Below are 15,740 nucleotides of genomic sequence, written 5' to 3'. Positions count from 1 at the left end.
TGTCACGCCCCGCCGGTCTCCCGCCGCTCAGCGACCTCCAGCCAGGTCATCTCGAGCTCGTCGTGTTCGTCCTTCGCCGCGGTCAGCCGGGCGTCGAGGTCCGCGAGCAAGGCGGTGTCGATGTTCCCGTCCTGCGGGGCCGCCGCCTCGGCGAGCTGGCGGTTCAGGTCGTCGACGGTGCCCTGGAGCTTCGACATCCGACGCTCCAGGGCGTTGAGTTCCTTGGTCAGGGCACGGTCCTCCTGCGCGGACAGGCCCTGTGTCTGCCGGGGAGCCTCCGCCCCACCGAGCGCCATGTTGCCGGTGTGCCGGTTCTCCGCCGCCGCCTGTCCGGCACGTCGCTCCAGGTACTGGGTGATCCCGCCGGGAAGGTTGGTCAGGTCGCCGTCGCCGAACAACGCCCAGGTGGAGTCGCAGATGCGCTCGATGAGGTAGCGGTCGTGGGAGATGACCACCAGGGTCCCCGCCCAGCCGTCGAGCAGGCTCTCGAGCTCCTGCAGGGTGTCGATGTCGAGGTCGTTGGTGGGCTCGTCGAGCAGCAGCACGTTCGGCTCCGCCATGAGCACCCGGGTGAGCTGGAGACGACGACGCTCGCCGCCGGAGAGGTCGCCGACCGGGGTGCGCTGACGTTTCGCGGAGAAGCCGAGACGCTCGGCCATCTGCGACGCGGTGAGCTCCTTGTCCCCGATCTGCACCCGGGTGGCGACGTCCTCCACGGCGTCCAGGAGGCGCCGGGTGGGGTCGAGGTCGTCGAGCTCCTGGCGCAGCCAGCCGATCTTCACCGTCCGGCCCTCGACACGACGCCCCGCCGCCAGCGGGTACTCGCCGGCGAGGGTGCGCAGCAGTGTGGTCTTCCCCGAGCCGTTCACACCGACCAGGCCGATACGCTCACCGGGGTTGAGCCGCCAGGTGAGGTCCTCGACCAGGGGCCGGCCGTCCGGGGTGGCGATGGTGGCGTCCTCGAGCTCGATGACCTTCTTACCCAGGCGGCGGGTCGCGAAGCTCATCAGCTCCACCGAGTCGCGGGGGGCCGGGACGTCACGGATCAACGCCTCCGCCGCCTCGATCCGGTAGCGCGGTTTCGAGGTCCGGGCCGGCGCTCCGCGGCGCAGCCAGGCGAGTTCCTTGCGGGCCAGGTTGGCCCGGCGCTGTTCCGCGGCGTCCGCCTGGCGGGCACGCTCGGCGCGGGCGAAGGTCCAGTCGTTGTAGCCGCCGTCGTACACGTCGACCACGCCGTCGTGCACCTCCCAGGTGTGGTTGGCGACGGTGTCGAGGAACCACCGGTCGTGGGTGACGACGACCAGGGCGCAGCGACGGGACAGCAGGTGGGACGCCAACCACTGCACACCCTCGACGTCGAGGTGGTTGGTCGGCTCGTCCAGGATCAGCAGGTCGAGGTCACGCACCAGTGCCGCCGCGAGGCCGACGCGGCGCCGTTCACCACCGGAGAGCCCCTCGACCGGGGTGTCCAGCCCCCGGTCACCGAGGTCGGCGACACCCAGGCCGTGGAGCACCTCCCGGACCCGCGGGTCCGAGGCCCACTCGTAGGTCTGCAGGCCCAACGGCTCCAGGACGGAGGCCCCCACGGTGGCGCCCACCAGCTGGACGTCCTGCGAGACCCGTGCCATGCGTAGGTCGTTGTTGTGCGACACCCGTCCGGCGTCCACGGTGTCGGCGCCGGAGAGGATCCGCAACAGCGTGGACTTCCCCCCGCCGTTCAACCCGACGACACCGATCCGGTCGCCGGAGTTGACCCCCAGGCTGACCTTGTCGAGCAGGGTCTTCAGCCCGTAGGACTTCTCGACGTTCTCCAGGTTGATCAGGTTCGCCGGTATTGCCATGGTGGTTCGGTGGATCCTCTCGGTCGGTGACAGGTGATGACGGTTGATGCCGGTGAATACCGGTCAGGCGGGGGCCACGATACGCGCACCGTGCCGGCTGGATGCCGCGGTGGTGGTGGGGACGGCCCGGCCGCCGACCCCCTCCGAAGACAGTGCGGTCGCGACGTCCACGGCATGCCCACGGTCCCGGCACAGCATCGCGACGGTCGGACCGGACCCGGACACCAGGCAGGCCAGGGCGCCGGCGTCCATGCCGGCCGCCAGCGTACGCCGCAGGTCGGGGCTCAGGCTGATGGCCGGGGCCTGCAGGTCGTTGGCCACCGAGCCGTTCAGGTAGGCGGCGAGGACGTCGACGTCCCCGCTGAGCAGGGCCCGCTGTGCGTCCGCGGGGCCGCCGGCCCGCTGGTCCGGACGTTCACCGCGGGCTGCCGCGGCGCGCTGGTCGTCCAGACGGGCGAAGACCTCGGCGGTGGACAGTCCGCGCGGGTCCATCGCCAACGCCCAGTGGTAGGTGCCGCGGGTGAGGACCGGGGCAAGGACGTCCCCCCTGCCGTGGCCGAGGGCGGTGCCGCCGGTGAGGCAGAAGGGGACGTCCGCGCCGAGACGTCCCGCCAGCTCCGCCAGGATGGCGTCGTCGGGGCGCGGGGTGCGGTCGAAGCCGTCGTCCACGGCCGCCGGACCGTGCAGGATCTCGCGGGTGGCGACCATCGCGGCCGCGGCGTCCGCCGAGCCGCCCGCCATCCCGCCTGCCACCGGGACGCCCTTGTCCACGAGGATGTCCAGGACCGGGAAGGTCGCCGAGGGCACCCCGGCCAGGTCGTCGCGGTAGCGTTCCAGCACCGAGAGCACCCCGCGGACGGCGAGGTTGTCGGCCAGGTCGTCGCCGGCCGGGACCTTGGACGCGTCACGGCCGGTGACCGTGACCGTGCCGACCAGGTCCGTCATCTCCGCGGGGACGCCCTGGTGGACGTCAGCGACGGTGAGGGTCACGGTCTCGGTGAGGTCGAGGGCCTGGAAGACGGTGGTCAGCTCGTGGTACCCGTCGTCGCGGGCGTCGCCCACGGACAGGTGCAGGTTCACCTTCCCCTGCGCCGTCGCGGTCACCGACGTCATACGTCACGCCCCACGGTCAGGGAGGCCACCGCCAGGTCCACGAAAGCCGCCGTGTCGAGCTTCTCCCCGCGCTCGCGTGGGTCGATCCCGGCGGCGGTGAGCACCTTCTCCGCCGCGGGGCCGGACCCGAAGTAGCCGGACAGCGCGGCACGCAGGGTCTTGCGCCGTTGCAGGAAGGCGGCGTCGGTGATCGCGAAGACCTCCCGGCGCAGCACGTCCTCCCCCAGCTCGTCCACCGTGGCCTGCCACGGGCGGTCGTCGTCGGTCCAGCGGTCGATGCGGACGAGGCCGGAGTCGATCTTCGGGGCCGGCCAGAAGACGTTCTTGCCGATGACGCCCGCCCGGCGGACGCGGCCGTGGAAACCGGCCTTCACGCTGGGGACGCCGAACACCTTGCTGCCCGGGTCGGCCGCCAGGCGGTCGGCGACCTCCAGCTGCACCATCACCAGCACCCGACGGATGCCGGGGAACACCTCCAGCAGGTGCAGCAGCACCGGCACGGAGACGTTGTAGGGCAGGTTGGCCACCAGGGCCGTCGGCTCCGCGTCGAGGTCACCGGCCTGGATGGCCAGGGCGTCGGCGGTCACCACGGTGAGGTCACCGGCGCGCTCCGGCGCGTAGTCGGCGACGGTGCGCTCCAGGCGCCCCGCCAGCCGCGGGTCGACCTCCACGGCCGTGACCCCGCCGACGGACTCGAGCAACGCCAGGGTCAGCGACCCGAGCCCTGGGCCGACCTCGATGACATGGTCGTCCGGGCCGACGTCCGCGGCGCTGACGATCCGGCGGACCGTGTTGGGGTCGATGACGAAGTTCTGGCCGAGCCGCTTCGTCGGGGTGACGTCGAGCTCCGCCGCCAACTCCCGGATCTCGCCGGGGCCGAGCAGACGGACGCCGGTGCTGTTCTCTGGTTCCACGGTTCACCAGCCTAGTCGCCGACGGCCGGTCCCCCGAACCGGACGTGCTGGACGGGGAACCGTCAGCGCAGCCCCATCTTCGAGGTGCAGGCCGGCCATGCGCCCCAGCCCTGCGCGGCCTGGACCTTCTCGGCCACGGCGATCTGCTCCTCGCGGGAGGCCATGTGCGCCTCCGGGGCGTACTCCGTGCCGCCGTACGCCGCCCAGGTGGACGGGGTGAACTGCAGGCCGCCGGAGAAACCGTTGCCGGTGTTGGCCGACCAGTCGCCGGTGGCCTCGCACTGCACCAGCTCGTCCCACACGGTGCCACCGGGCACGGCGGCGGCGCTGGAGGTGCGCTTGGTGCCGCGCACCACGACGCGCTCCGTCGCCGGCTCCAGCTCGGTCCGCTTGACGACCTCGCGGTCGGTCTCCTCGCCGTTGGTGGTGGTGATCCTGAAGGTGACCTTCTCCCGGCCGGCGGAACCCTCCTCGAGGACCTCCTCCTCGCCCTCGGGCTTCTCCGGGTCCTCCTTGACCGTGACCGGCGGGTCGAAGGGACGCTCTTCGGTGACCTCGTCGGTGCTGACGCGGTGGACCTCGACGTGGGTGCCCGGGGTCAGCGGGGTGTCGGCGGCCGGGGTGACGACGTCGTCCTTGCCGAGCGGGGTGCCGCGCATCTCCAGGGCCTCGCCCACCGTCGCCGCGGCGAGGGACAGACGGGCCGGTTCCTCACCGGGGGTGCCGTCGTTCAGGGTGAAGTCCCGCGGGGTGGTGATGTTGAGTTCCATCCCCTCGACGGGGATCTGGGCGCCGCCACCCTCGGAGAGCGCGGCGGCGTTGCCCTCGTAACCGAGCTCGGAGAGCAGGTCGGCGACGGTGAGCGAGGTGGTGTCGACGGACTTGGGCTGCCCGTCGACGGTCAGTGCGACCTGGCGGGCCGAGCGGACCGTGACGGTCCCGTTGTTCTCCACCGACTCGTCGAGCCCCGGGGTGACCATGGCCCGGTCGTCGACGTCGATGTTGTTGTCCTCGAGCAGGCCCCGGACATCGCCGGACAGCGCGCTGGCCTGGATGATCTCACCGTTGACGTCGAGGGTGACGTCCTTGTGGTTGGTCGCCACGACGGTGCCGCCGACAACCAGCACCGCCAGCATGCCGCCGGTCGCCGCGCGCAGCGGGACCGAGCTGGTGCTGTTGATACGGTGCAGGGTGGACTTCTTCTTGGGGGACACGCGCTCTTCTACCTCCGGTGGCGTCGTACCTGTGTGTCAGCGAGACAGACGGGGACGACGGTTCAGGACAACCGACATAACGTTGATCACGATACGGTAACGATTGGGTCACGATCAAGCGATCCGCCGATCCGGGCGCGTCAGTGTCACCAGGATCACCCCTGTTCGTCACACAGGTCACTCCGGTAACCCGTAGAGCCTCCTGGCGTTCGCCGACACCGTGGCGGCGAACTCGTCGGCGTCGACACCGCGCACCTCGGCGAGCAGCCGGGCCGTGTACCCCACGAACGCCGGTTCGTTGCGTGCCCCCCGGAACGGTTCGGGAGTCATGTACGGCGCGTCGGTCTCCACCAGGATCCGGTCCGCCGGCACCCGTGCCGCCGCCTGCCGCAGTTCCTCGTTGCGCCTGAACGTGACGTTGCCGCAGAAGCTCAGGTAGTAGCCCCGCTCCACCGCCTCGACCGCGAGGTCCAGCGGCGACGAGAAACAGTGCAGCATCACCGTGAGGTCCGACGGTGCGTCCGCGAGCACCCGCATGAGGTCGTCGTCGGCCTCCCGGTTGTGGATCATCAGCGGCTTGCCGACCTCCGCGGCCAGGTCCATGTGCCACCGCAACGCCTCCTCCTGGACGTCCAGGGGTGCGGTACGGCCGGGGTCGTGGGTGATCCAGTAGGTGTCCAGCCCCGTCTCCCCCACCGCCACGCAGCGGGGGTCGGCGACCAGGGCGCGCAGACGCTCGCGTACCCCGTCGGTGAGTTCCTGCGCCTTCGTCGGGTGGACGGCGCACGCGGCGACGACGCGGTCGTCCTCCTGCGCCAACGCCAGCGCCTGTTCCGCCTCCTCGATCCCGTCGCCGACGGTGCACACACCGCGGACCCCCACCGCCGCGGCGCGGTCCATCAACGCCCGGGCGGGGTCCGCGCAGGACGTCAGGTGGGTGTGTGCGTCGAACAGCTCCCCCAGCGGTTCGGGCGGGACGGGGACAGGACGTGGCTTCCTACGTGACATGGTCCCCAGGCTAGCGTGCCGGCGGCAGGGTCTCGTCGAAGAACGCCAGCTCGAGCTCCACGGTGCGCCGGAAGTACTCCCGGGCCATCGCCCCGTCCCCGGGTGAGCGCGTCGCGGCGCGGTCGACCTCGTCACGCAGGAACGCGACGAGGTCGTGGAATCCCGGGTAGTCGTGCAGCCGGACCCACTCGGCGTGGACGTGGCGCAGCGGGTAGCCGCCGTTGCCCGCCGGGGCCGCCGCCCGGTTCGACTCCCGGGTGGCCCAGTCCAGGTAGAGCCACTCACACACCACCAGCACCGACACGATCGCCGCGTAGTTGCCGGTCCCCGCCGCCTCGGCGAAGAGCGTCCGGAAACCGGCGGTGGAGGACGTGTCGGGGATGTCCCCGGCGTCCCCGGCGCCGAGCTCCTCCATCGCCTCGACGAAGTAGGTGTCCTCGTCACCGGCGACCTCGCCGATGAACTGCGCCAGCCGGTGCCGGGAGGGGTAGTTGTCCGCCGTGGCGACGGCGGCGCCGAGCAGGGCCATGAACCCGTCGACGAAGCGGTAGTCCTGCACCAGGTAGGACGCCATCACCTCGTCCGGCAGGGTGCCGGCGAAGAGCTCCCGGATGAACCGGTGGGTCACCGCGGCGTCCCAGGTGTCGCGGTGCTCGGCGAGCAACCGGTCGGTGACGCGTCCGTCGTCCATGGCCGTCCTACTCCACCGGGGCCCAGGACGGGCCCGTCTCCGCGAGCTCGGGGTCCAGCTTCGTGAACAGCGGCGAAGGCTTGGACAGCGGGGTGCCCGGGGTCAACGGGGTGCGTCGCCAGACCGCCTGCTGGGAGTCGTAGTCGCCCATGATGACCGGGTAGCTACGTCCCTCGGCCGGCAGCCCCACGCCCACCGGCGTGCGCGGCGAATCGTCGGTGACCTCGACCACCGTCGGCTGGGCCGCCCACACCCCGGTGCCGCCCAGGGTCTCGAAGACCTGCTGCGCGGAGAAGGGGAGGTACGGGGTCAGCAGCGTATTGGCGTCCGAGACGACCTGCAGCGCGGTGTGCAGGACCGTGGCGAGGCGCTCGCGCAGGGCGTCGTCCTTCGCCAGCTTCCACGGCTCCTGCGCCGCGATGTACTGGTTCGCGCGGTCCACGATGCGCATCGCCTCGGCCAGGCCCGCCTTGAAGCGGGAGTTCTCCAGGCAGTCGGCGACGGTGTCGAACGCCGCGGCGGCGTCGTCCAGCAGGTCGGTGTCCTCGGCGGTGAACTCGCCGGCGGCCGGGATCTCGCCGAAGTTCTTGTGTGCCATGGACACGGTCCGGTTGACCAGGTTGCCCCAGCCGTTGGCGAGTTCGGTGTTGATCCGGCGCACGAACTCGTCCCAGGTGAAGTCGGTGTCCATGTTCTCGGGACCGGCGACGGAGATGAAGTAGCGCAGCGCGTCCGGACCGAACTCCTCCAGGAAGTCGCGCACGTAGATCACCACGCCCTTCGACGAGGAGAACTTCGACCCGGACATCGTCAGGAACTCCGACGAGACGACCTCGGTCGGCAGGTTCAGCTCGCCGAACTCCCCGGCCTCGCCGCCGTGGGCGCCCTTGCCCGCGTAGCCCAGCAGCTCGCCCGGCCAGATCTGGGAGTGGAAGGTGATGTTGTCCTTGCCCATGAAGTAGTAGGACAGGGCCTCGGGGTCGGACCACCAGTCACGCCAGGCCTCGGGCTTGCCGGAACGCCAGGCCCACTCGATCGAGGCGGAAAGGTAGCCGATGACCGCGTCGAACCAGACGTAGAGCTTCTTGGCGTTGTTGTCCTGCCACCCCTCGATCGGGATCGGCACGCCCCAGTCGATGTCGCGGCTCATCGCCCGCGGACGCATGTCCTTGAGCAGGTTGAGGGAGAACTTCAGGACGTTGGGACGCCAGCCGTCGCGGCTGGTCAGCCATGTCTCCAGGGCCTCCGCCACCGCCGGGAGGTCGAGCATGAAGTGCTCGGTCTCGACGAAGTCGGGGGTCTCCCCGTTGATCTTCGACCGCGGGTCGATCAGGTCGGCCGGATCCAGCTGGTTACCGCAGTTGTCACACTGGTCACCGCGGGCGTCCGTGGCACCGCAGAGCGGGCACGTCCCCTCGATGAAGCGGTCGGGCAGGGTCCGCCCGGTCGACGGACTGATCGCACCGGTGGTGGTCTGACGCACCATGTAGCCGTTGTCGTTGAGCCCACGGAAGAGCTCCTGCACCACCGCGTAGTGGTTACGCGTGGTCGTCCGGGTGAACAGGTCGTAGGACAGGCCGAGCCCGGCGAGGTCCTCGACGATGACCCGGTTGTACCGGTCGGCGAGCTCCTGGACGCCCACGCCCTCCTTCTCCGCCTGCACCAGCAGCGGGGTACCGTGCTCGTCGGTGCCCGACACCATCAGGACCTTGTTCCCCGACATTCGCTGGAACCGGGCGAAGACATCCGACGGGACGCCGAATCCGGCGACATGTCCGATGTGACGGGGTCCATTTGCGTAGGGCCAGGCAACGGCGGTGAGCACGTGTTTCGACATGCGACCAGATTAAGGCATGACACAGAGGAAGCGCGCACCAGGGGCAGAATTCCTCTGGTGCGCGCTCGTCGGCCGGGCGGGTCGGCGACTAGTCGGAACCGGCCTGGTTCCCCTTCTTCTTGGCGGGCCGCTTGGGCTTGGGCACCAGCGCGCCTCCGCGTTCGCGGCGGCGACGCAGACGCTCCGCGCGTGCCTCCTCGGTCTCCTGGTGGCGGCGCTCACGCGCCAGCCGCAGGGAGAAGGCCCGCTTCTGCTTCTCGTCGAGGAACAGGGGGTCCTGGGACAGACCCTTGTAGATCGCCAGGCACAGGAAGCAGATGAGCACCACGAACGGGCTGGCCGCGATAATCGTCACCGACTGGAGACTGTTGAGGGCGTCGTCCCCGCCGGACACCAGCAGCACCACGGCGATCAGTGCGGTGAGCAGCCCCCACAGCACGGTGATCTTCCGGTCGGCGATGAGCTTGCCGTTCTGGCTCATCGTGCCCATCACGGTGGACGCGGAGTCCGCCGAGGTGATGAAGAACGTGGCCAGCAGGACCATCGCGATCACCGAGGACAGGGTGCCCAGCGGAAGCTCGTGCAACAGGTTGAACAGCATGTACTCGGAGGTGCCGTCGCCGAAGACGTCGGTCCCCGACTCCTCCAGGTGGATCGCACTGCCGCCGAAGATGGCGAACCAGACCACCGACACCGCGGTGGGGACCAGCATGACCACCAGGATGAACTCGCGGACCGTGCGTCCACGGGAGATCCGGGCGATGAAGGTGCCGACGAAGGGCGACCAGGAGATCCACCACGCCCAGTAGAACAGGGTGTTGCCGGCGAGCCACTCGTCCATCCCCGGGGCGGAGTCCGCGGTGCGGGCGGCCATGCCGAAGAACTCCTGGATGTAGTTGCCGAACGCGGTCGGCACGGTGTTCGCGATGACGACGGTGGGGCCGACGACCAGGACGAACAGTGCCAGCACCGCGGCAGCGACCATGTTGAAGTTCGACACGTACTGGACGCCCTTGCTGACCCCGGAGAACGCCGAGATCAGGAAGCAGACGCCGAGCACACCGATGATCAGCAGCAGCCAGCCGATACCGGGGCTGTGGACCATACCGGTGGCGTCGAGCCCGGACGCGATCTGCAGCGCACCCAGGCCCAGCGACGCCGCCGTGCCGAAGACCGTGGCGAAGATCGACAGCACGTCGATCAGCTTGCCCAGCCAGCCCTCGGCACGACGCACCCCGATCAGCGGGATGAACGCCGAGCTCAGCAGCTGCTTGCGGCCCAAGCGGAAGGTGCCGTAGGCGATCGCGAGACCGACGATGGCGTAGATGGCCCACGGGTGCAGCGTCCAGTGGAACAACGTCGTCGAGAAGGAGACCGGGATGCTCTCCGTGGCCTCACCGGGCACGCCGCTGCGGTAGAAGTTCAACGGTTCGGCGACACCGTAGAACATCAGGCCGATGCCCATACCGGCGGCGAACATCATCGCGATCCAGCTCGCGGCGTTGAACTCCGGACGTTCATTGTCCTGTCCGAGACGGACGTTACCGAACTTGCTCAGGGCGACCCACAGGATGAAGAAGACGAACACCGACCCCGCGATGATGTAGACCCAACCGAAGTCGGTCACCACGAAGTCGAGGGCGCTCGCGGCGAAGCCGGCGAAGTTGTCCGGGGCGATCAGGCCCCAGGCGACCACGGCGAGGACGATCAGCGCGGCGAAGAACACCACTGCCTTGTCGATCTTCGCGTTCTCATCCTCGGCCGGCGGCGGCAGCATGTCCTCCGTGGCAACCGGGGAGATCTTCTCCAGATTGAGGCCCGGATCGGTGAAAGGCGCACCGTCGGAGCCGGTGCCATGGGGGCCGGGATCGTCGGATTGTGAGTTCTCTTCTGAAACGGACATGGAGACCACTCTGCCATACTGCCCGCGTACGGACCCGGGAGACCCTGAATCCGGCCGCGCGCCCCTGCCGCGGGTCAGCTGTCGCGGGCGGTGAGGACAGCCTCGTAGAGCTCCCGGCGCGACACCCCGTGCACAGCGGAAACGTCGCGGGTCGCGTCCTTCATCCGCTGGCCGGCGGCAACCTTCTGCTCGACCTCCCCGACCAGTTCCTCCGGCGTGCGTCCGCCGTCGCCGGAGGACGCGGAGATCACCACGGTGATCTCCCCGCGGACACCGTCGGCGGCCCACCGGGCGAGCTCACCCAACGGTCCCCGGACGACCTCCTCGTAGGTCTTGGTCAGTTCGCGGCACACCGCCGCCTCGCGGTCCGGGCCGCACACCTCCGCCGCCGTGGCCAGCGTCGCCGCCAACCGGTGGGGCGACTCGAAGAAGCTCACCGCCCGTCCGGAGTCCCGTACGGACTCCAGCCACTGGCGTCGGGCGCCGTCCTTGCGGGGGGCGAAGCCGTCGAAGGCGAAGTGGCCGACCCCCACCCCGGACAGGGCGAGCGCGGTGGGTACCGCCGAGGGGCCCGGCAGGCAGGTCACCGGGACCCCGGCGTCCTGCGCGGCCTGGACCAGGGGGAACCCGGGGTCCGAGACCGAGGGCATGCCGGCGTCGGTGACCACGAGTACCCGCGCCCCGGCCGCCGCCTGCGCGACCAGCCCGGCTGCCCGGTCGTTCTCGTTGTGGTCGAAGTTGGAGACGATCTTCCCGGTAACCTCCACGCCGAGCGCGTCAGCGAGGGCACGGGTCCGACGGGTGTCCTCGGCAGCCACGATGTCGGCGCTGCCGAGTGCGTCGATCAGCCGGATCGAGGCGTCCAGGGGGTTGCCCAGCGGCGTCGCCGCGAGGATCACCCCGCCCGCGGGGAGAGGACGGTCGGCCTGGGCGCGGTCCACCGCGCGTCCGACGGCGCTGTGCACGGTGTTGTCTTCCGGGGTGTTGTCCTGCATGGTCACCAGAGCTTACCCGCCAGGGACCTCGGGACCCCTCGCCACCACCACGCGGGTATAGGATGTGCCACTGTGACGGAGACTCCAGCCACGGCAGACACAGCGCCCCACCCCGCACACAGGCGGGCCCAGCCGCGCCGCTGGCTGTCCATCCTCGCCGCACTGGGTCTCCTGGGGCTGGTCAGCCGACTGCTCTGGCTCCCGCACCCCACCGACGCGGGCACCCCCGTCTTCGACGAGAAACACTACGTCCCCCAGTCCTGGCAGGTCCTGCGCGGCACCGACGGCGGCGGCGGACTCCTCGTCGGCGGGATCGAGGACAACCCCGGCTACGGGCTGGTCGTGCACCCACCGCTGGCCAAACACCTCGAGGCCCTCGGCATGGCGGTCTTCGGGAACACCCCGTGGGGCTGGCGCATCGTCGTGGCCCTGCTGGCCGTGGGGGTCGTCCTGCTCATCGCGGCGACCGCCCGCCGGCTCAGCGGTTCCGACTGGGTCGGGCTGACCGCCGGGATCCTGGCACTGTGCGACGGGATCCTGTTCGTCACCGGACGCTCGGCGATGCTCGACCACTTCCAGGCGTTCTTCGTGGTCCTGGCGGTCTACCTGCTGCTGCGCGACCACGAACAGATGGAGCGGCTGTTCCGTCGGATCGCCGACGAGGGGCGCGTCACCGACTCCGCCCTCGGGCCTCGCGTGGGGTACCGCTGGTGGCGTTTCGCCGCCGGTGCCGCCCTCGGTGGGGCCGTCGCCGTGAAGTGGTCGGGCCTCTACTACATGGCGTTCTTCGGGGTCGCCGTCGTCGCCGTCGACTGGTGGCGCCGACGCCGACACGGCGTCGCCCGCCCGTTCACCGGGACACTGCTCCGCGACTGCGTCCCGGCGTTCGCCTCGGTGGTCCTGGTCCCGGTGGGCGTGTACCTGCTGTCGTGGCGGTCCTGGTTCGCCTCGGAGACCGGGGTGTTCCGTCACGAGGCGTCCGCCGGCAGTGACCGGATCAGCTCGTGGGGGCTGGACTTCCTGCCCGACACCTGGCTCAGCTTCCTCTACTACCACGTCTCGGTGCTCGGCTTCCACGGCGAACTGACCAACTCCAACGGCCACCACCACCCGTGGGAGTCCAAGCCGTGGGACTGGCTGGCCTCCACCCGCGCCCTGCTCTACCACTCCGCCAGCGACGACAGCGGCCGCCGGGAGGTGGTGCTGCTGATCGGTACCCCGGCGATCTGGTGGCTGGGTGTCCCGGTGCTGCTGTGGGGTCTGTGGCGCATCATCGGACGACGCGACATGCGGTGGCTGGTCCCCCTCGTCGGTTACGCCGCCGGGTTCCTCCCCTGGCTGCTCAACGTCGACCGGCAGATGTACCTCTTCTACGCCACCAACCTCGCGCCGTTCCTCATCCTCGGGCTGGCTCTCGTCCTGGGCCAGGTCTCCGGGTGGGCGGTCCGTCCCGACGGGCCGCCACCGCCCGCACGCCCCCTGCGCCCCGTCGTCGCCGAGGCCCGGCACCTCGTCCTGACGAAGACCGGGATGCTCGTCGCGGTCGCCTACCTGGTGCTGGTGGTGTGGATGTTCCTGTTCTTCCTGCCCGTCTTCACCGGGATGCCGCTCACCGACGACCAGTGGCAGCTGCGGATGTGGCTGCCCGGCTGGACCTGACCGTCACCGTCTCCAGGGTCCGTTCCCAGGTCCGTACCCAGGCCCGTCCCCGCGCCGCCACGACGAGTTGGCCTCCACGTCCTCCGGGCTGTACCGCACCGGCCGCGCCGACAGCCCCCGCAGGGACTGCCGCACCGGTGCCACGGCGTGGTTCCGGGACAACCACACCCCCACCAGCGCCGCGCAGGCCGCCAGGTGCAGCAGGAGCCCGGCGATGAGTGTGTAGTCCATCGCCCCGCCGAGCACCCCCAGGACGATGTCGCGGGTCGCGAAGCCGGCGCCGAAGCCCCACAACGCCAGGAACACCGGGAACAACCCCGGTGCCGAACGGGGCCGCACCGCCCCCCACAGCAGACCGGCCGCCAGCGCCATCCGCACCGCCGCGGCGTCGACCGCCAGGGACGCCACGTCCGGGTCGTCGGCGTTGGCCACCGCCCCACCGGGCCCCGTCCCGTCGACGGCCCCGGCGCCACCACCGGTGGCCCCGGTGAGCAGCAGCAGGGCCCAGACGACGTAACACACGGCCACCGCCACCAGGGCCACCCGGCTGAGCACCAACGGCAGCGACCGGTTGCGCAGACGGTGGGACAGGCGCGGGGTCTCGTCGGCCAGCCGCACCATCGACTCCGCCAGCGCCCGGGCGTCCCCGCCCGCACCGCCGTCGGGGGCGACCGACATCCGCAACCGGCGGTTCAGGTCACTCGCCGCGGCGAACCACTCGCGGCAGTCCACGCAGGCGGACAGGTGGGTGTCAATCAGGTCGTCGTCGACGTCCGACGGCACGTTCTCGCCGTCGAGCCGCGCCGACAAGGCGGCGCGGACCACCGCATGGATGTCACGGTGCGGAGCATCCTCCACCGCGATCACCCGAACCGGGAGAGTGCTTTGTCGAGGCTCGCCCGCCCGGCACCGAACACCACGAGCACGAGACACGCGGCGAACAGGACGACGACCAGCTCGCCGCCGCCCTCCGCCACGAAGAGCCCGTTGCCCATGTGCACGAAGTAGAACGCCGCGACCATGTCGAGGGCCAGCACACCCGCGGCGGCCGGTGTCAGGAACCCAAGCACCAGGAGCGCGCCGCCGAGCATCTCGATCACGGAGACGACCCAGACCGACAGCGTCGGCTGCGGGATGTGCATCGAGGCCCACTGGGCGGCTGTCTCGTCCGCCCCCACGTGGAACACCTTGTCCCACCCGTGGGCGATGAAGACGACGCCGAGAGCGACGCGCAGGATCAGCAGGGCGGCGTCGCGGAAAGCAGGATTGTTCATGATGAGGTCATCTTATCCCCGGTCGCCACACGACGCGGCACTACACCGCCCGGATGTGCGTACCGGTGTAGTCGTCGTGGTCACCGTAGTCACCGTAATCGGCGTGGTCGGTGTAACCGACGTGGTCGGCGTAATCCAGGTCCGCGAACTCCGGGTCCGCGTCATCACTCTCCAGCATCACGGCACCGGGCCGGAGCAGACGGTCGGGCACACCGAGCTCCCGGTCGTCGGTGTTGCGCACACCGAGGCGGGCACGCCGCATCCGGGCGATACGCCGACGACGCAGCTTCGTCTCCTCGACCACCTGCCGCCGCAGGTAGTACAGGTACACCGCGGACAGGGCGACAGTCACCACCACCCCGGACCAGACGGCACCGCCCAGGAGCACCGCGGCGACGACGGAGACCACGCACAGCAACGCCAGCACCGACAGCACCCGCTTACGGCGCTGCTGGCGGCGTTCCGCCAGCCGCTGGGACGTCTCAGGGTCATAGAAACCACGGCCACGGCGGGCGGCGGCGTAGTCGAGTTCCTCCTCGGTCAGCTCACCGTCGCCGTACTCGTCGACGGAGAAGTCGGCGCCGGCGACCTCCTCGTCCACCGGGGCGGAGTCGTCCCACGGCTCGTCGGTCCCCACGCTGACGTCGATGTCACCGCCACGGAGGTAGGCCACCGGGATGTCGGTGAACCGCCGGTCGTCCTCACGGACCGCATCCACCGGTCGTTCCGGCGCGTCCTGGACAGCCTCGGCGTCGGTGTCGTCCTCCGTGTCGGTGTCCTTGGCGTCGTCGGTGTCGTCGGATTCCTCGACGTCGTCGAACGCCGCGTCCTCGCCGGTCTCCACGGCAGGGTCGGCGTCCACGAGCGGATCCACCGGGGCGAACTCGCCGGTGTCCTCCTCGTCGAGGGGACGGTAGCCCACGACCTCACCGTCGATGATCCCCGGCACGTCCCGCGCGGTGTCGTCGATGATCACCTGCTCGGGCTCTGCCTCGACCAGCTCGATGTCGTCGTCGACATCCGCGTGGTACAACGAATCCGCAGGCAGCGGACGTTTCCGCGGGCGGGAGATCTCCGCGCCGCCCTCATGCAGCACGCGGGTCTCCGACAACGCCTTCGACGTGCGCCGGACCGGTGACTGCTTACGGAGGAACAACGGCGCGAGGAGAAGAAGCCAGACGACCGCGATCAGGATCAGAGAGCTGAGGGAGCCGGACACTAGCGGCCTTTCCTTTCACCGACGACAATCAGGACGCATCACGATAGAACAATGTCCCCGACGATACGTGCC

The 15,740-nt window shown here is 70.3% G+C and carries 13 protein-coding genes; 1 reads left to right on the top strand and 12 read right to left on the bottom strand.

Annotated elements, in window-relative coordinates; translation table 11 throughout:
- Positions 1–2: 2 nt before the first annotated feature.
- The 9 genes from MUN33_RS05165 to rsmI all read right to left on the bottom strand — a co-directional run bounded on the left by MUN33_RS05165 (position 3) and on the right by rsmI (position 11,516).
- The gene (locus MUN33_RS05165; protein ID WP_244803815.1) at positions 3–1,841 is read right to left on the bottom strand and encodes an ABC-F family ATP-binding cassette domain-containing protein; all 1,839 of its coding nucleotides are present in this window, start codon (positions 1,839–1,841) and stop codon (positions 3–5) included.
- A 63-nt stretch (positions 1,842–1,904) separates the two neighbouring features.
- Complete coding sequence (locus MUN33_RS05160) at positions 1,905–2,954, bottom strand: 4-(cytidine 5'-diphospho)-2-C-methyl-D-erythritol kinase (RefSeq protein ID WP_244803814.1); 1,050 nt, start codon at positions 2,952–2,954, stop codon at positions 1,905–1,907.
- Positions 2,951–3,868, bottom strand: a complete 918-nt coding sequence (gene rsmA / locus MUN33_RS05155; RefSeq protein ID WP_244803813.1) for a 16S rRNA (adenine(1518)-N(6)/adenine(1519)-N(6))-dimethyltransferase RsmA — start codon at positions 3,866–3,868, stop codon at positions 2,951–2,953. The genes MUN33_RS05160 and rsmA overlap by 4 nt, the downstream gene beginning before the upstream one ends.
- Before the next feature lie 62 nt (positions 3,869–3,930).
- Complete coding sequence (locus MUN33_RS05150; protein ID WP_244803812.1) at positions 3,931–5,082, bottom strand: resuscitation-promoting factor; 1,152 nt, start codon at positions 5,080–5,082, stop codon at positions 3,931–3,933.
- A gap of 177 nt (positions 5,083–5,259) precedes the next feature.
- Entirely contained in the window at positions 5,260–6,090 is an 831-nt protein-coding gene (locus MUN33_RS05145) for a TatD family hydrolase (protein ID WP_244803811.1), read from the bottom strand.
- A gap of 10 nt (positions 6,091–6,100) precedes the next feature.
- Entirely contained in the window at positions 6,101–6,781 is a 681-nt protein-coding gene (locus MUN33_RS05140) for a TenA family protein (RefSeq protein WP_244803810.1), read from the bottom strand.
- 7 nt (positions 6,782–6,788) lie between these two features.
- The gene (gene metG / locus MUN33_RS05135; protein WP_244803809.1) at positions 6,789–8,618 is read right to left on the bottom strand and encodes a methionine--tRNA ligase; all 1,830 of its coding nucleotides are present in this window, start codon (positions 8,616–8,618) and stop codon (positions 6,789–6,791) included.
- A gap of 88 nt (positions 8,619–8,706) precedes the next feature.
- Positions 8,707–10,395, bottom strand: coding sequence for a BCCT family transporter (locus tag MUN33_RS05130; protein WP_244803961.1), 1,689 nt, complete (start codon positions 10,393–10,395; stop codon positions 8,707–8,709).
- Between the two features lie 200 nt (positions 10,396–10,595).
- Positions 10,596–11,516: a 16S rRNA (cytidine(1402)-2'-O)-methyltransferase gene (gene rsmI / locus MUN33_RS05125; RefSeq protein ID WP_244803808.1), complete on the bottom strand. Its 921-nt coding sequence runs from the start codon at positions 11,514–11,516 to the stop codon at positions 10,596–10,598.
- Between the two features lie 57 nt (positions 11,517–11,573).
- Between rsmI and MUN33_RS05120 the strand changes: the two genes are divergently transcribed.
- Positions 11,574–13,175 carry a dolichyl-phosphate-mannose--protein mannosyltransferase gene (locus MUN33_RS05120; protein WP_439647834.1) on the top strand — a complete coding sequence of 534 codons (1,602 nt, stop codon included), beginning with the start codon at positions 11,574–11,576 and terminating at the stop codon, positions 13,173–13,175.
- Positions 13,176–13,178: 3 nt separating this feature from the next.
- Here the strand turns inward: MUN33_RS05120 and MUN33_RS05115 are convergent, their stop codons facing one another.
- From MUN33_RS05115 to sepX, 3 genes are read right to left on the bottom strand one after another with little or no spacing between them, the layout of a single operon-like run.
- Positions 13,179–14,042 carry a zf-HC2 domain-containing protein gene (locus MUN33_RS05115; RefSeq protein ID WP_244803806.1) on the bottom strand — a complete coding sequence of 288 codons (864 nt, stop codon included), beginning with the start codon at positions 14,040–14,042 and terminating at the stop codon, positions 13,179–13,181.
- Positions 14,039–14,449 (bottom strand): DoxX family protein, encoded by a 411-nt coding sequence (locus MUN33_RS05110; RefSeq protein WP_244803805.1) that lies wholly within the window; start codon positions 14,447–14,449, stop codon positions 14,039–14,041. Before MUN33_RS05110 ends, MUN33_RS05115 begins: the two co-directional genes overlap by 4 nt.
- Before the next feature lie 40 nt (positions 14,450–14,489).
- Positions 14,490–15,668 carry a divisome protein SepX/GlpR gene (sepX, locus tag MUN33_RS05105; protein WP_244803804.1) on the bottom strand — a complete coding sequence of 393 codons (1,179 nt, stop codon included), beginning with the start codon at positions 15,666–15,668 and terminating at the stop codon, positions 14,490–14,492.
- Positions 15,669–15,740: the final 72 nt, after the last annotated feature.

It is taken from the genome of Corynebacterium kalidii, assembly GCF_022869005.1.
Lineage (GTDB): Bacteria > Actinomycetota > Actinomycetes > Mycobacteriales > Mycobacteriaceae > Corynebacterium > Corynebacterium kalidii.
This window is presented reverse-complemented; position numbering and strand designations above follow the sequence as displayed.